Source organism: Lebetimonas sp. JS085, from assembly GCF_000523295.1.
Classification (GTDB): Bacteria; Campylobacterota; Campylobacteria; order Campylobacterales; family Nautiliaceae; genus Lebetimonas.
This window is the reverse complement of sequence record NZ_ATHR01000001.1, coordinates 976,097-991,635: the sequence shown is the minus strand read 5'-3', so window position 1 is coordinate 991,635 and position 15,539 is coordinate 976,097. Positions and strand designations below refer to the sequence as shown.

Here is a 15,539-nt window from a genome sequence, read left to right as displayed (position 1 = left end):
AGGAGAATGGAAAATGAGCGAAAATGAGCAAAGCGAATTAAGCTCACCTGGCCGTTTGAAAAACGGACACGGTGGAAAATTAAGAATTTGTGAAGAAGCAAAAAAATTAAACATTCCACATTGGGTTAGGCCAACCCCTTTTTTAACGGTTGACGGGATTATTAAAATTTTTAATCCGGAATTTAGCGGGATTGTGTTAATTAAAAGAAAAAATCCTCCTTTTGGATATGCTCTCCCCGGTGGTTTTGTAGACTATGGGGAAAGTGTAGAAGATGCTCTAAAGCGTGAAATGAAAGAAGAAACTTCTTTAGATATAAAAATAAAAAAACTTCTTGGAATTTACTCTAATCCAAATAGAGATCCAAGACTTCATACCGCTAGTACGGTTTTTATATGCAGGGCATTTGATATGCCCAAAGCCGGGGATGACGCAAAAGAATGTAAAATTTTTAAACTTGAAGAAATTCCTTTTGAAAAATTAGTATTTGACCATTCAAAAATCTTAAAAGATTTTTTAAATATGATATAATTAATAAAAAAAAGGATGAATTATGGCATTAAAAGTAGCAATAAATGGACTTGGAAGAATCGGAAAAATGGTATTGTGGCATTATGTCATCAATAAACCTGAAAATATTGAAATAGTTGCGGCAAACGGGGGAAGCGGAACAGCGGAAGATTTGGCATATATGCTAAAGTATGATTCAGTACATGGTAAATTTCCGGCTGATATCAGCTATACTGAAGATACATTAAAAGTTGGGGATGCAGAAATTAAATTAGTTACAGGAAGAGACCCCGAAAAACTTCCATGGAAAGAGCTTGGAATTGATATTGTTTTAGAATGTACAGGCCATTTTACAAAAAGGGACGATGCTGCAAGACATTTAAAGGCCGGAGCAAAAAAGGTGCTTATATCAGCCCCGAGTAAAGATGCTGAACTTACAGTAGTTCTTGGTGTAAATCAGGACTGGTTCGACCCGGCCAAACATGACGTAATTTCAAATGCAAGCTGCACAACAAACTCACTCGCACCGGCAATCAAAGTACTTAATGACAGTTTCGGAATTGAAAGTGCACTTGTTACAACTGTTCATTCATATACTTCATCTCAGGCTATAGTTGACAGAAAAAATCCAGGAAAACATAGACGTGGACGTGCTGCTGCTGCAAATATAATCCCTACAACAACAGGAGCGGCTATTGCTACAACAAAAGTTATTCCAGAACTACAAGGCAAAATGAATGCATTAGCTCTTAGAGTTCCAACTCCTGATGTTGCAATTACAGATATTTCTGCAACACTTAAAAAAAACGTAACAAAAGAAGGAGTAAATAAAGCTTTTGAAGAAGCTATGAATTCATACTTAAAAGGAATTTTAGAAATCACTTATGATGAAGTGGTTTCAACTGATATTATCAATAATCCTCATTCAAGCATTATTGACGGACTTTCAACAATGGTAGTTGACGGTAATAAAGTAAAAGTATTTGCTTGGTATGATAATGAATTTGGATATTCTGGAAGACTTTTAGAATTAGCTGATTTCGTAGCTTCAAAACTTTAAGAGGATTAACCCTCTTTATTTTTTAAAATTTTTTGAATATATGCATTATTAACACCTAAATATCTTGCAATTTCTGTATATTTGTATCCTGCTTTTTTGGCTTCTCTTACGGCTTTTGCTTTATCTTTATATTCATTAAAAAAATCACCTATTTTTTTTCTGATTACTTTGAGGCTGCCGTCTTCTGTTTTAACAATTTTAGGCTCATTATAAATTTCCTCAAGTTCAAATTTTTCGAGAGGTTTATTTAGCCATTTTATATATTCGTCAACAGGTTTTGTTAATATTTTACTTCCCTCAATAATTTCATTGAATTTTGTTTTATGCTCTCTTAAATACAAAGACTGATACTCCCATTTTGTTATGTCATCCACAAGTCCCAATACAAAAGCATTTCTTTCTATATATTTTACAATCTTCCAAAAATGCTCTTTATTAAAAAGCATAAAACTGTCAAACCTTCCTTTCCACAAATGCCCGATTCTGTTGCTTTTATAGTTATACCATGCGGCATATGCACTGTTTAAAAGCCTCATGGCTTCGCTTAAATTTGCTTTGTGCGTTTGCACTAACAAATGATAATGATTTGGCAAAATTGTAAAAGCATGAAATGTAATGTCATAATCATATTTTGTTTTTAACATCAGTGATAAAAATTTATAAAAATCTTCTTTTTCATTAAAAATTTCCGCCCCGTTTACACCTCTGTTGACGATATGATAAAATCCAGGGTCATTTACTCTCGGTTTTCTTGCCATTTTACTCCTTTAAGATGGTAAAAACATGAAAAATGGTGAGTAGTAAATTGTTAATATTGTTAATTATGAATGTTGAGTTATAAATTGCACTTTAATTTTTACTACTCACTACTCACTTAATATTGTGTCTGTCACTAATGAAAGTATAACATAATTTGTTATTATTTTATATCTTAAAACCAAAAGGGATTTTATGCTGCTTGATTATAGAAAAAAACAGGAAGAAAACGCATTAAAAAAACAACTGAAACTCACAGAAAACGAACTTGAAATGTTTTTTGAAAAAGATATACTTTTTGATGTATATTTTAAACCGAAAGACACATTAAACGGAGATATGATATATTCTAAGATTATAAAAGAAAATGAATATTTATGTGTTATGGTTGATGCAATGGGAAAAGGAATTTCAGCAGCATTGAGTGCAATTAACTCAATAAGTTTTGTCAGACATTCTTTAAAGAAAGCATTGGAATACAATGATTTTAATTTTGAAAAACTTTTAAGAGATTTTATAAATTATGTAAAATCAATTTTAATAGACAATGAAATCTTATGTGCAAAATTTATTTATATAAAAAACAACAAAGTATTATATGCCAATTTCGGACAGCCGCCTATTTTTACAGAAAAAGGAAAAATAAAAGCAAATAATTTACCTATCAGGGAGGAAACAAAAAATTTTAATATTGATGTTTTTAAATACCCTGAAAAAATGGTTTCAACAAGCGACGGACTGATTGAATCAATATTGAAAAACAAAAGCGGTGTTTATTATTCCGAATTTTTAAAAAGTTTTGATAATGCCGTTTTTTTAAAAGACATAATCAGAGATTTTAATGAAAAAGCTGCCCAGACAGATGATATCAGTATTTTTATGATGAGAAAAGATGATTTTATAATGGATAAAATTTTTGAAAAAGAGATTTTAATATCACAGCAAAATTTAGATGATACACTAAAAGAAATAGAGCTTAGTTCTTTACCCCAAAAAGAAAAAATAATTTTTATTTTACATGAAATTTTTATGAATGTTATAGAACATTCCGTTTTAAAAATAAATACAAAAAAACAAAAAGAAAACGCCCTAATAAAAAATTTCCCCAAATTCAAAAATATAAACAATAAAATCAAAATAAAACTTTATAAAAATAAATTTATGTTAAAATTACTTTACGAAGACAACACAGAAGGATTTGAAAGAAAAAATCTTTCAAACGCCTTGCATTTGAAACATCACGGAAAAGGTTTTAAAATTATCAGAAATTTAAGCGACGGAATTTTTATAAATGAAAAAGGCAATAAAATAAAAATTTTTTTAAAGGAAACAAAATGAATTTGAGTATAAACAACAATATTTTAACAATAGAAGGGAATATCACAACCATCGAAGATGCGGAAAAAATAATTAACGCTCTTTATTCTTTGAGCGATAAAGACAGTATTATTGTTAAAATAAAAGACAGCTTTTCTCTGCCTTCGAGTATTATAGGAGAACTTTTAAAACTCACAGATATGGAAAAAAAAGTTATTCTTGAAGTAAAAGACCCTGTTCTTTACGAAATGCTTGATGATTTAAATCTTACAAAAACTTTTAATGTCAAAAGGATATAAAATGCATTCCATTATTAAAGATTTTAATATAAAGCTTCTTATTATCAATATACTGACAAGCGCCGTTCTTTTAATATACACATATATGGTTGATTATGCCCATTTTTGGGAAACAGCCGGGGAACATTTGATAATAGCCGTTGTTATCCAGATAGCGGCTTATTATTTATTGGAAATATATGTTGTAAAACCTGTAAGGGAATATATCAGCGTATCAAAAGAACTGAGTGAAGGGGAAGGCGATTTAACAAAACAGATCATTATAAAACAGCAAAATGAAATAAAACTTGCGGCTGATTATATAAATAAATTTATTAATAATGTAAAAAATGTTATAACAGATATTAAAACAATAAGTTCTACAATAAGAACCAATACAAATCAGCTCGAAAAAGTTACCTTCGAATTAAAAGAAACAATTGCCCAGACGGACAAAGAGGCCAAAGACATAGCAGACATTTCAAATAAACTCGGGGAACATCTGGATAAAACGGAAGAGTCTGTCTCTTTTACAACGGAAACATTGATAAAAACAGCGGATTTTCTGGAAAATTTCGCAATTTCGCTTGAAGGTGAAATAAACGAAATATTGGAAATAAACACAAAAGAAATAGAATTAAATGATTTATTAACCAATCTGAATGCCCAAACGGATGAAATAAAAAATGTATTAAAAATAATAAACGAAATAACAGAACAGACAGAATTACTTGCCCTTAACGCGGCAATAGAAGCGGCAAGAGCGGGTGAGCACGGGAGAGGATTCGCAGTTGTTGCAGATGAGGTAAGAAAACTTGCGGAAAAAAGCACAGAAAGTTTAAGGGATATAGAAAATATTGTAAAAACGATTACTTCCACAATAGAAAAAACATCCAGCGAGATTAATAACAATTCTAAAAAAATGAACAAAGTTGCAGATGAAACAACAAAAATAAAAGAAGAATTGACTCAAATATTGGATATAAACAAAGAAAATATAAACTATGCAAAAGAAGCCACCAAAAACGTAACAATAATGTCCCATTATTCAAAACAGCTTCTAAACAACACCGACACATTAACAAAAATTTCCGATACAAACCTTAAAATATCCCAAACAATTTCAAGTGTAACAAATTCATTAAAATCCGCTCTTCAGAAATTATTAAAAGAACTATCAAAATTTAAAATATAGAGCGTTAATAACAGCGCTCTACCCTTAAAATTCTGTTCCCGTTAAATACAACCCTTACGCATTCCCCTTTACCAAAAGCAACACCTTTTACTATTGTCACTATATCCCTTCCGTCGTTCAAATGGATATAAAGCTCTTCACCGTTTGCCTTATCCGCCTGAGTTCCCACATACGCACCGCTGAGTCCTCCCGCAAGGGTTGTAAGGGCATTTCCTTTGCCGTGTCCAAACATACTGCCTAATACTGTTCCGACCAGTGCTCCAATCATTGTACCGCTTCCATTGTCTCTTATTGTAACCAGTCTGACATCTGTTACGCGCCCTTTTTGATAAGTATAAATCCCGTTTGTCTGTTCTAAATCGACTTCGTTTGAATTATACATTTGTGTACATCCGCTAAACATAAACAGTGCAATTACCGCAAAGATTAATTTTTTCATTTCCACTCCTTAATTTGTTTTTAATTAATTTGATTTAAAATTATAATAAAAAAAGGCCGCTAATGGAGATTATACAAAAAATAAAAGAAGAAATCCAAAAAATTGTTGTAGGCCATGAAAAACTTATAGACTCAATGCTTTTGGCGTTAATCACAGACTCCCACCTTTTAATAGAAGGCGTACCCGGTATTGCAAAAACGACAAGTGTAAACACACTCTCAAAAACAGTGAATCTGGATTTTAAAAGGGTACAGTTTACCCCGGATTTACTCCCAAGTGACATTACAGGAATAGAAATTTTTAATCCCAAAACAGATGAATTTGAAACAAAAAAAGGACCGGCATTTACAAATTTACTTTTAGCAGACGAAATAAACCGTGCACCCGCCAAAGTTCAAAGCGCCCTTTTGGAGGTTATGCAGGAACGCCAGGTAACAATAGGGAACAATACATATAAAATAGATGAGCCTTTTTTGGTAATTGCCACTCAAAACCCGATCGAAGAAGAAGGTACCTACCCTCTTCCGGCGGCACAGCTTGATAGGTTTTTAATGAAAATAGTTATAGGATACAACAGTTTCGAAGAAGAAATGGAAATTATTAAAAGACTCGATTTAAAAAAAGAAGTTAAAAAAGTGGCGGACAAAGAAGACATTTTAGCCCTCAGGGATAAAATAAAAGAAATTCATATGGATGAAGAAGTTTTAAAATATATTGTTAAAATTGTTGAAGCTACAAGAAGCCCTGAAAAATATAATATAAATATCGAAGAATACATTGATTACGGAGCGTCTCCGAGAGCAACTATTTCACTTTTTAATGCCGCAAGGGCTTATGCCATGATACAGAACAAAGATTATGTAACACCGCTCGATATTGCAAAATTAGCACCCGATATTTTAAGACACAGGCTTGTTTTAAGCTATAAAGCAGAAATCGATGAAATAAACGAAGATAAAATCATAGGAAAAATACTAAAGAGTATTCCTTTGCCATGATTAAATTTAAAACAAAAAAAAGAATTTTTTCCATCCTTCAGGGCCGCAATTTAAGCCGTTTTAAAGGTGAAGGACTTGATTTCAGGGAATTCAGGGAATACGGATTCAATGAAGATGCAAAAAAAATAGACTGGAAAATTTCCGCCAAAATAAATAAGCCGCTTGTAAAAGAATATGACGAAGAAAGGGAACTTAGAATTATAATCGCCATTCTTCCCACACCGAGTCTGCATTTTGGAATAAAAACATTAAAAAGCGAATATCTCCAGGGCTTAATTGAATTTTTGGGCATAGAGGCAATAAAAGAGGATAACAGGGTTGAGATGGTTATTTTAGAAAAAACCCCCGTTATCTTCAAACCTACAAAAAATATAAAAACCCATATTGCATATACTCAAAAAATAAAAAATATCGACTTTTTAAACACCTGCCCCGGAGATTTGAAAATTTTAAACAAATTTAGAAAATCGCTTCTTATTTTAATAGGAGATTTTTTTGAAAAAATTGATTTAAGTTATTTAAAGCATGAAACATTCGTCATCGTATTAAGAGATATTGCGGAAGAAAACCCCCCTTTCAGAGGAGATATAACACTGTTTGACCCTGTAAAAAAAGAAGATGTCAATGTCAATTTTACAAACAGTGATGCAAAAAAAATAAATATGTATATTCAAAAAGTTGATAAACAGAATTTTCTGCATTTTAAAAAACTGAAAATTCCATTTGTCAAAATTTATACAGATGAGAATCCCATTCCTAAACTGATAAGGCTTTTTAAATGATTCCGATTCGTGATATAAAACCGAATGTTACAATAATAGATTGGGAATTTAGCGCTTTTGCAGCTGTTATTTTACTTATTTTAATTTTTATAACTCTTTTTTTGTTTAAAAAGCTGAAAAAGAAAAATCCTAAAAAAGAAATATTAAAAAAACTTCAAAACATCGATTTTAATGATTCAAAAAAAGCCGCTTATGAATTCAGCGCACTTGCAAGGTTTTTTATAAATGAAGAAAATAAAGAAAAATATCAGCAAATCGTAAATTCGCTTGAAAAATACAAATACAAAAAAGAAGTCCCGCCTTTAAGCAATGAAGATAAACAAAATTTAAAAAATTTTATAAAGGAAATTCATGTTTGAATATCCTTTGTTTTTAATAATTCCTCTGATTTATATATTCTGCCGTTTAAAATGCCCTTTGAGAAGCGATAAAATAATTTTTCCAAATGCTTTTATTTTAAAAAACAGAAAATTTATCAATATATGGGAATTTTTGAGCATACTTTTTTTAAGCATTGCACTTGCCAGCCCCGTAAAAACAAAAATAATCACCAACATTCAAAAGAAAGGCTACGATATTGTAATTGATCTGGATACAAGCGGGTCGATGGCTCAGTTTAACAAAATAAACATTGCAAAAAATGTAATAAGAGCTTTTATAAAAAAAAGAAAAAACGACAGAGTCGGTCTTGTTATTTTTGGAAATATTGCATATATTGCTTCACCACTGACCCCGGACAAAAAAGCATTAAATGAAATATTAAAAAGAATATATCCCGGAATCGCAGGAGAAAAAACGGCTATTTACGACGCCCTGTTTCTCTCAAACAATCTTTTTAAACATTCACACGCAAAAAACAAGATAATAATACTTGTAACAGACGGAATGGACAACGCATCAATAACCCCTATTGACGTAACATTAAAAAAACTTAAAAAAGAGAAAATCAGGGTTTACACTGTAGGTATAGGAAACGAAATAGACCCTGTAACATTAAGGTTGATAGCAAATAAAACCGGAGGAAAATTTTTTGACGTATTTTCAAAAGATGAACTGAAACAGGTTTATGAAACAATAAACAGGCTCGAAAAAAGCAGTATATTATTAAAAACAATAATAAATAAAATTTATTATTTCGAATACCCTCTCTTTTTGGGAATTTTATTTTTATTAATAACGGTTTACAAAAGGCAGCTTAAATGGAAATTTTAAACCCGTGGGCATTAATACTGTTAAGTTTTATTTCTCTTTTTTTAAAACACAGAAAATTAAACACACTTAAAAAAATAACCGTTTATTCCCAAAAAAATTATTTCTTTTTAATTGCCTTTTTACTGTTGGTTACAGCACTTTGCCGCCCTGTGATAAACAACGGCTATATAAATGTCAAACTTCCGAAAACAAATGTAATAATAGGGCTGGACATAAGCAAACATATGCAAAAAAATGATTTTTACCCCAACAATTTGGAATTTGCAAAAAACAAATTCTCAAAATTTGTAAAATATTTAAATTATGAGCCAGTCTCGCTTCTTTTATTCGATAAAGATGTTTATCTACTCTCTCCTTTAAGCAGTGATTATAATTCGATTGTTTATCTTTTAAAACACATTCCTAAAATACAAACCTCTTTTTACCCAGACTTTTATAATCTGATAAAAACGGTAGACGAATTTAAAAATCCTAAAGTTTTGGTGATTTTTACTAACAGCACGGCTTCGAAAAAAGCTTTGGAGGAAGCAAAAAATAAAAACCTTAAGGTTTTTATATATTTTATAGGCAAACAGCAAAACAAAGCAATGGAAAATTTTGCCATGATTACAAACGGAGGAATAGTTTATGCAAGTTATCTGAACACTGATATTAAAAATCTCTCTAGTATGATAAATTCAATAAATAAAAAAAGAGTGATAAAAATAAAAGACAAAAAAGAGCTGTTTTATTATCCTCTGTTTTTGGGGATTTTATTCATATTTTTAGCTCTTTTTAAAGGCAGAAGATGAGAATAATTATATTTTTAATTATGTTTAAATTTTTATTTGCATTTGATTTTTTTCATATTCTTAAGGCAAATAATTATTTTAAAAACAAAGAATATATAAAAGCGGCTAAAGAATATGAAAAAATCCATTCCGATAAAGCCCTTTTAGATGCGGCAAACAGTTATTACAAAGCGAAAAATTATAAAAAAGCATTGACACTCTATTCAAAAATAAAAGATAAAAATTTACTTTTTGAGAAATATTACAATTCAGGAAACGCATATGTCAGATTAAAAGAATTTAATAAAGCTGTTGAAATGTATAAAAAAGCCATTAATTTAAAAAAAGACAAAGATGCCGAATATAATCTGAAACTGATTGAAAAACTGCTTAAAAAAAGAAAAAATAAATCAAAAAACAATAATTCAAACAATAAAAATTCTCAAAAAAAACACAGTTCCCAAAATAAAGACCTTAATAAAAACAAAAAAAACGCTACCGGTAAAAAACAAAACAAACCCGAACATAAACAAACAAAAAATAAATCAAATAAATCAAAAAACAAAAATCCGTTGCAAAAAAAGCAGCAAAAATCTGATTTAGAAAAAAATTCATTAAAAAATGCTAAAATGAAAACACAAAAAAAAGAAAACAATACAACAGATTTAAGAATGAAATTTTATGAAAAAACATTAAAAAATTTAAATTTCAATTCTTTAATAATACCTCTAAAGGATTAAAATGAAAAAATTTATTTTATTAATAGCGGTTTTACTTTTTGCAAATGTAAACGTAAACGTAAACGTAAACAAAACTGACATATCCGAAGGCGATGAAGTAATTTTCACAATCACGGCGGAAGGTAAAAATGTAAAAATGCCGGATATTGCGCAAATAGGACCATATAAAGTGCAGGGAAGCGCAAAGAGTGAAAATGTGACTATTATAAACGGAAAAATGAACACACAAATTTCCAGAAGTTATATTTTTTATCCTTTAAAAAATATAACAATACCTTCTTTTAAAGTTATTGTAGACGGCAAAACCTTTTATACAAAGCCGATAAAAATTACCGTTCATAAATTGGAAAAAACAAATGATAAAAACTATGATTTGACTCTCAGTTTAGACAAAAATGAAAGTTTCTTAGGGGAAGGAAGGATATTAACCATTAAATTTTCCCAAAATATTGATGCAAATCCGCAGAGTATTCAGATTCAAAGGCCTACACTTCAGGATTTTTTAATAAATCAAATTTCCAGCAAAACTTTTATTAAAAACAATTATAAAATAACCGAATATAAATTTTTGATAATACCTCAAAAAAGCGGAATTTTTGAAATAGGGCCTATTCTGGCCAATATCGGAATTTTGCAAAAAGAAAACCCGTTTGATGACCCTTTCTTTTCAGCCGCTTTTATCAGATATAAAAGAATAGTATCAAATGAAGTAAAATTAAAAGTAAAACCGATTCCCCAAAACAGTATCTGGGGCGATTTTAACATAACATTAAGTGCTGACAAAAAAGAAGCGCTTGCAAACACGCCCGTTCATATAACATTGAAAATAAGCGGATGCGGAGATTTTTATGATATGAAAAATTTCAAATTAAATATAAAAAACGCCACAATATATGAAAAAAAACCTGTATTGAAAACAAAAATTATAAATAACAGACTTTGCGGCGTTTATCAAAAAGAATTTACCGTGTTAAGCCCAAAAGATATTAATCTCTCACCCGTTTCATTATTGGAATTTAACCGAAAATTCAAAGAAGTAAAAAGCAACCCTTTATATATAAAAATAGAAAATTCTATGATAAATCTGCCAAAAACAGAAAATTTCACCCATCCGGTAAAAATTAAAACAAAAATTGTATATAAAACAAATTATATTTTAATATTAATCGCTTTTGTTTTAGGGGTTTTAATTACACTGCTGTTAAGTTTAAGTTTATATAAAATAAAATTTCCAAAAAAAGATATTTATGAACAAATCAAAAAAGCAGACAATAAAGAGCTTTTTCAATTATTGCTTCCTTTTGCCGGGAACAAAAAAATAGATGAAATATTAAAAAAACTTGAAGCCAATATTTATAAAGGTGAAAAAAATAAAATAGACAAAAAAGAGATTATAGAAATAATCAAATCTCTTTAATTTTATTTTACCCGTATTATTTTGTGGCACTGAGTAAATGGTAATAATATACAAAAATAACTACAAAGATAAAAATATGGCAGCTTCAGAGCTTCATTTTGCTAATGCACCGCTCAAATTTTGCTAAAAATTGCAAACAGGAGAGCCGTTAATAAAACGACAACTGCTTGTCGTTTTTAGGCTCGCACGGCGATGAATTTGTGCAAACTTGCACTTCATACGCCTGCAGCCCTAAGGGCTCGGTGCAATTTTTTAAACGCAAAATTTTCGCTAAATTCCGCTACGCTGTCATATTTTTACTTTTCCATTATTTAGTCAGTGCCTATTTTGTTTTTTCTTGACAAGCAAATATTTTTTTCTTATAATTTCACTCCACAAATGACTGACCCGTTAGCTCAGTCGGTAGAGCATCTGCCTTTTAAGCAGAGGGCCGTTGGTTCGAATCCAACACGGGTCACCACTTGGTCCCCATCGTCTAGAGGTCTAGGACACCGCCCTTTCACGGCGGCGACACGAGTTCAAATCTCGTTGGGGACGCCAATCTCCAAAAAACTTTACGGTCGCTTAGCTCAGTTGGGAGAGCACCAGCCTTACAAGCTGGGGGTCGCAGGTTCGAGCCCTGCAGCGACCACCATATATTTTATCATACGGAGCCGTAGTTTAGCTGGTTAGAATGCCGGCCTGTCACGCCGGAGGTCGCGGGTTCGAGTCCCGTCGGCTCCGCCATAACAATTGAAAATGGACAATGAAAAATGTAAAATTTTTAATAATTAATTTTATTATGAGTGTCTGTCACTATATATTAGTCTATTATCTTAATATTTCTTTTCAATTAGTTATATCAATTCTCAATTAGTTACTTTAAAAAATATAAAACTTTCATTATTTCAACATTTTAATTATTTTCCATTTTCAATTGGTATATAACTTGCTTTCTTAGCTACTATTCACTTCATTTTCCATTCATTGAATTATTTGACTTCTAAACCCGTTTATGGAATGAAAAACCACCTTTTTATATTTTTTTGCATAAATTTTTATAAGCATTTCCTGGATACTCGGCATAATTGAAGGGTTAAACCATGCCAAATTGCTCATACCAATCACATAATTCGGTTTTAATTTGTATAAATTTTCGCTTGTTAACTCATAACATATGGCATTAATAAATTTAAATTTTTTTATTTTAAATTCTCCAAATTTCTTACTTACGGAAAAATCGCTGCTGTCAGCAAAAAACAGATGGTTGATTTCTTTTTGAAAAAAAGGAAGAGGGATATATTCTCCAAAAGGGACCAGAAGATGCTTATCAAGAATAGTAACTTTACCGTTTTCAAAAATATATGTTGAATTGAAAAACTTACGGTTTTCATAATGAAGCGCCCCTGTAATGATTACAATTTTTTGAGACAAATTTTTTAATTTCTGCATTAAATCCTGATGTAGATTCAAAAACAGAGGGAATGCGCTCTCTGGTAAAACAACCGCTTCATAATTATTTGTAATGGCTTTATTAATTAAATTAAAGTTATTTTTTATTTCAACAGGAATATAAAACTTTTTCCATTTTAAATTCTGGGGTACATAAGTACTGGCCAGATAAATTTTAATTTTTGGCATTTTCGGAACATCATAATTTATAAAAAAAAGCGGAATAATAAGTAAAAGTAAAAATTTTTTATCTATTTCATAAAACAAAATTGCGCCAAAAAAAATTAAAAGCGTAATTTTATCTATCCCGAAAAAAGAATTAACAAATAATATTTCTGGTTTCAGCCAGTCAAATGTAAAAGGTGCTAAATAATCAAAGGCAAAAGTAAATACTAAAATATAGTAAATTTTTTTCATATAACTGTTTTTTATAAAATTTTCTGTTTTTTTTATAATCCAAAAAACAACCCCATAAAAAACACCTATTGCAAAAATTACCAAAGGGATTAAAAAACTTAAATTATAATACCTGAAACTAAGACTAATCCAATAAAACCAAAAAATTCCTATAAAAAATCCTGTTTGGAAAAAAGAATGTTTGATATAAAAAAAAGAAATAAAAGCCAAAAGCAAAATAAATGTAAAAATAAATTTTGTAAAAAAATTATCATTAATTCCAAATTTAAGCATAAAAAAGTTTAAATAAACAGGTAAAGATATTAGAGTTGCCACAATCAAAGAATTTGTGTTAAAATATCGCTTAAAAAAGGATACACATGAATTTTCTATACGCAGCAGCACCGGCAGCAGGCCAACCGAGTTTAGTCGCATCGCTATTACCCCTTATTATATTATTTGCAATTTTTTATTTGCTTGTAATTTTACCACAACAAAGACAGGCAAAAAAGCATAAGGCAATGGTGGCGGAACTGAAAAAAGGTGACAAAATTGTCACAACAGGCGGAATTATCGCAGAAGTGGTAAAAAACGAAGAAGGCTTTATCAAAGCCAAAATAGCCGATGGTGTTGAAGTAAAAATAGATAAAGCTGCAATAGCTAGAAAACTAGAAGTTGAAAAATGAAAAAACTTAATTACAGACTGGTTATATTTATATTAGCCGCTCTTTTTGGAGTGGCATTTACCGTTCCCTCATTTATAGGGAAAAATCCTAAAGTCAATCTGGGACTCGATTTGCAGGGAGGAATGTATTTGGTTTTGGGTGTAAAGGGGAATGAAGCCGTTAAAAACAAAATTAAAACATTTGCATCCACAATCAAATATATAACAAATAAAAAAGAAATATTTATAGACAGTTTGAAAGTTAAAAAAGACGCTTTAAGTTTTGAACTTATAGATAAAGATGACGAAGCTAAAATGGATAAAATTTTAAAAAAGTTAAAAGGTGTTCAAATAATTAAAAAGCCTCAAAAAGAGAGTGTTTTATATACTATTAAACTAACCCCGGCTGAAATTCAAAAAACAAAAGAAGATGCCGTAAATCAGGCAATTCAGACAATAAGAAGCAGACTTGATGCATTCGGTTTAGCTGAACCGAGTGTTACAAAACAGGGAATTGATAAAATTGTGGTGGAACTTCCGGGAATAAAAACTGAAAAAGAAAAAGATTCCGTCAGAAAACTGATTTCCACTTCGGCACATTTGGAGCTGTATGCCGTTGATGACGAGCATAAAGCCATAACTAAAAAAGACGCTGCAAAATACGGAGATATACTGCTTCCAAGCAAAGATAACCCTGATAGAAAATATCTGTTAAAAACCCCTCCGGTACTTGACGGAAGCATGATTACGGACGCAACCGTTGGATTTACACAAAAAACAAACCAGCCTGCTATTTTCTTTACGCTAAATTCTCAGGGCGCCCAGATTTTTGGAGATTTTACAGGCAAAAATGTAGGAAAAAGGCTTGCAATTGTAGTGGATAACAAAGTCTATTCAGCACCTGTCATACAGGAGAGAATAGGAGGAGGAAGCGGCCAGATAACCGTAGGAAGCCCTGAAGAAGCCCATGTTCTTGCCATAGCTCTAAGAAGCGGCTCTCTTCCGGCACCGGTGGTACTGCTTGAGCAAAGAAGCGTAGGCGCAAGCCTTGGGGCAGACAGTATTAAAAAATCGATGATAGCACTGATAAGCGGATTTGTAATAGTTGTTATATTTATGGCGTGGTATTATAACCTTGCAGGTATTATTGCAGACATCGCGCTTATTGTAAACCTGTTTTTAATTATTGCCGTAATGGCGCTTTTTGGCGCAACGCTTACGCTTCCCGGAATGGCCGGTATTGTATTAACCGTCGGTATGTCGGTGGATGCAAATGTAATTATAAATGAAAGGATAAGGGAATTAATCCGTGAAGGCAAACATATAAAAACAGCAATTGAAGGCGGATATAAAAATGCAATGAGCGCCATTGTTGATGCAAATATCACAACCTTGATTGCGGCGATTGCCCTTTTTGCATACGGAACCGGAACAATTAAAGGTTTTGCAATTACCATGGCTTTGGGGATAATAGCCAGTATGCTCACAGCTATTCTCGGAACACACGGCATTTGGGGATACATACTCTCAGGTGGTAAAAAAATTACTCCAAAACACTTTGGAATGAAGGCTTAAA

17 protein-coding genes and 4 tRNA genes are annotated in these 15,539 nt (G+C 31.1%); 18 read left to right on the top strand and 3 right to left on the bottom strand.

Annotated elements, in window-relative coordinates; all coding sequences use genetic code 11:
- Positions 1-112: 112 nt before the first annotated feature.
- Positions 113-529, top strand: coding sequence for an NUDIX hydrolase (locus DZ68_RS10100; RefSeq protein ID WP_035907413.1), 417 nt, complete (start codon positions 113-115; stop codon positions 527-529).
- Between the two features lie 22 nt (positions 530-551).
- Positions 552-1,568 carry a type I glyceraldehyde-3-phosphate dehydrogenase gene (gene gap, locus DZ68_RS0105585; protein ID WP_024787651.1) on the top strand — a complete coding sequence of 339 codons (1,017 nt, stop codon included), beginning with the start codon at positions 552-554 and terminating at the stop codon, positions 1,566-1,568.
- 5 nt (positions 1,569-1,573) lie between these two features.
- On the opposite strand, the gene DZ68_RS0105580 is transcribed toward gap, so the two are convergent.
- A complete protein-coding gene (locus tag DZ68_RS0105580; protein ID WP_024790881.1) occupies positions 1,574-2,326 on the bottom strand; it encodes a transposase in 753 nt (250 codons plus the stop codon).
- A gap of 193 nt (positions 2,327-2,519) precedes the next feature.
- Between DZ68_RS0105580 and DZ68_RS0105575 the strand changes: the two genes are divergently transcribed.
- The 3 genes from DZ68_RS0105575 to DZ68_RS0105565 are packed head-to-tail and all read left to right on the top strand — an operon-like array spanning position 2,520 to position 5,114.
- Positions 2,520-3,662, top strand: coding sequence for a SpoIIE family protein phosphatase (locus tag DZ68_RS0105575; protein ID WP_024790880.1), 1,143 nt, complete (start codon positions 2,520-2,522; stop codon positions 3,660-3,662).
- Positions 3,659-3,940: a hypothetical protein gene (locus tag DZ68_RS0105570; protein ID WP_024787648.1), complete on the top strand. Its 282-nt coding sequence runs from the start codon at positions 3,659-3,661 to the stop codon at positions 3,938-3,940. The genes DZ68_RS0105575 and DZ68_RS0105570 overlap by 4 nt, the downstream gene beginning before the upstream one ends.
- 1 nt (position 3,941) lies before the next feature.
- On the top strand, positions 3,942-5,114 hold the full coding sequence (locus DZ68_RS0105565) for a methyl-accepting chemotaxis protein (protein WP_024787647.1): 1,173 nt from the start codon (positions 3,942-3,944) through the stop codon (positions 5,112-5,114).
- Between the two features lie 4 nt (positions 5,115-5,118).
- Here DZ68_RS0105565 and DZ68_RS0105560 read toward each other — a convergent pair whose 3' ends face one another.
- Positions 5,119-5,553 carry a glycine zipper 2TM domain-containing protein gene (locus DZ68_RS0105560; RefSeq protein ID WP_024787646.1) on the bottom strand — a complete coding sequence of 145 codons (435 nt, stop codon included), beginning with the start codon at positions 5,551-5,553 and terminating at the stop codon, positions 5,119-5,121.
- A gap of 62 nt (positions 5,554-5,615) precedes the next feature.
- On the opposite strand from DZ68_RS0105560, the gene DZ68_RS0105555 reads away from it, so the two are divergent.
- The 11 genes from DZ68_RS0105555 (at position 5,616) to DZ68_RS0105505 (ending at position 12,198) form a co-directional block, all read left to right on the top strand.
- Positions 5,616-6,551, top strand: a complete 936-nt coding sequence (locus tag DZ68_RS0105555; protein WP_024787645.1) for a MoxR family ATPase — start codon at positions 5,616-5,618, stop codon at positions 6,549-6,551.
- A complete protein-coding gene (locus tag DZ68_RS0105550; protein ID WP_024790879.1) occupies positions 6,548-7,333 on the top strand; it encodes a DUF58 domain-containing protein in 786 nt (261 codons plus the stop codon). The genes DZ68_RS0105555 and DZ68_RS0105550 overlap by 4 nt, the downstream gene beginning before the upstream one ends.
- Entirely contained in the window at positions 7,330-7,692 is a 363-nt protein-coding gene (locus DZ68_RS0105545) for a hypothetical protein (protein ID WP_024787643.1), read from the top strand. The genes DZ68_RS0105550 and DZ68_RS0105545 overlap by 4 nt, the downstream gene beginning before the upstream one ends.
- On the top strand, positions 7,685-8,545 hold the full coding sequence (locus tag DZ68_RS0105540) for a VWA domain-containing protein (RefSeq protein WP_024787642.1): 861 nt from the start codon (positions 7,685-7,687) through the stop codon (positions 8,543-8,545). The genes DZ68_RS0105545 and DZ68_RS0105540 overlap by 8 nt, the downstream gene beginning before the upstream one ends.
- The gene (locus DZ68_RS0105535; protein ID WP_024787641.1) at positions 8,533-9,336 is read left to right on the top strand and encodes a VWA domain-containing protein; all 804 of its coding nucleotides are present in this window, start codon (positions 8,533-8,535) and stop codon (positions 9,334-9,336) included. The genes DZ68_RS0105540 and DZ68_RS0105535 overlap by 13 nt, the downstream gene beginning before the upstream one ends.
- Entirely contained in the window at positions 9,333-10,055 is a 723-nt protein-coding gene (locus DZ68_RS0105530) for a lipopolysaccharide assembly protein LapB (protein WP_024790878.1), read from the top strand. Before DZ68_RS0105535 ends, DZ68_RS0105530 begins: the two co-directional genes overlap by 4 nt.
- A gap of 1 nt (position 10,056) precedes the next feature.
- Positions 10,057-11,472: a BatD family protein gene (locus DZ68_RS0105525; RefSeq protein ID WP_024787639.1), complete on the top strand. Its 1,416-nt coding sequence runs from the start codon at positions 10,057-10,059 to the stop codon at positions 11,470-11,472.
- Positions 11,473-11,856: 384 nt separating this feature from the next.
- Positions 11,857-11,932: transfer RNA gene (locus DZ68_RS0105520), tRNA-Lys, on the top strand.
- A gap of 4 nt (positions 11,933-11,936) precedes the next feature.
- Positions 11,937-12,012, top strand: a tRNA-Glu gene (locus DZ68_RS0105515).
- An 18-nt stretch (positions 12,013-12,030) separates the two neighbouring features.
- A tRNA-Val gene (locus tag DZ68_RS0105510) sits at positions 12,031-12,106 on the top strand.
- 15 nt (positions 12,107-12,121) lie between these two features.
- Positions 12,122-12,198: transfer RNA gene (locus tag DZ68_RS0105505), tRNA-Asp, on the top strand.
- 237 nt (positions 12,199-12,435) lie between these two features.
- Here the strand turns inward: DZ68_RS0105505 and DZ68_RS0105500 are convergent.
- Positions 12,436-13,734, bottom strand: coding sequence for an apolipoprotein N-acyltransferase (locus DZ68_RS0105500; protein WP_084021790.1), 1,299 nt, complete (start codon positions 13,732-13,734; stop codon positions 12,436-12,438).
- Between DZ68_RS0105500 and yajC the strand changes: the two genes are divergently transcribed.
- Both yajC and secD read left to right on the top strand, forming a co-directional pair.
- On the top strand, positions 13,680-13,985 hold the full coding sequence (gene yajC, locus DZ68_RS10095) for a preprotein translocase subunit YajC (RefSeq protein WP_024787637.1): 306 nt from the start codon (positions 13,680-13,682) through the stop codon (positions 13,983-13,985). The two genes, DZ68_RS0105500 and yajC, sit on opposite strands and share 55 nt — an antisense overlap.
- Positions 13,982-15,538: a protein translocase subunit SecD gene (gene secD / locus DZ68_RS0105490; RefSeq protein WP_024787636.1), complete on the top strand. Its 1,557-nt coding sequence runs from the start codon at positions 13,982-13,984 to the stop codon at positions 15,536-15,538. The genes yajC and secD overlap by 4 nt, the downstream gene beginning before the upstream one ends.
- The last annotated feature ends 1 nt before the right edge of the window (position 15,539 follow it).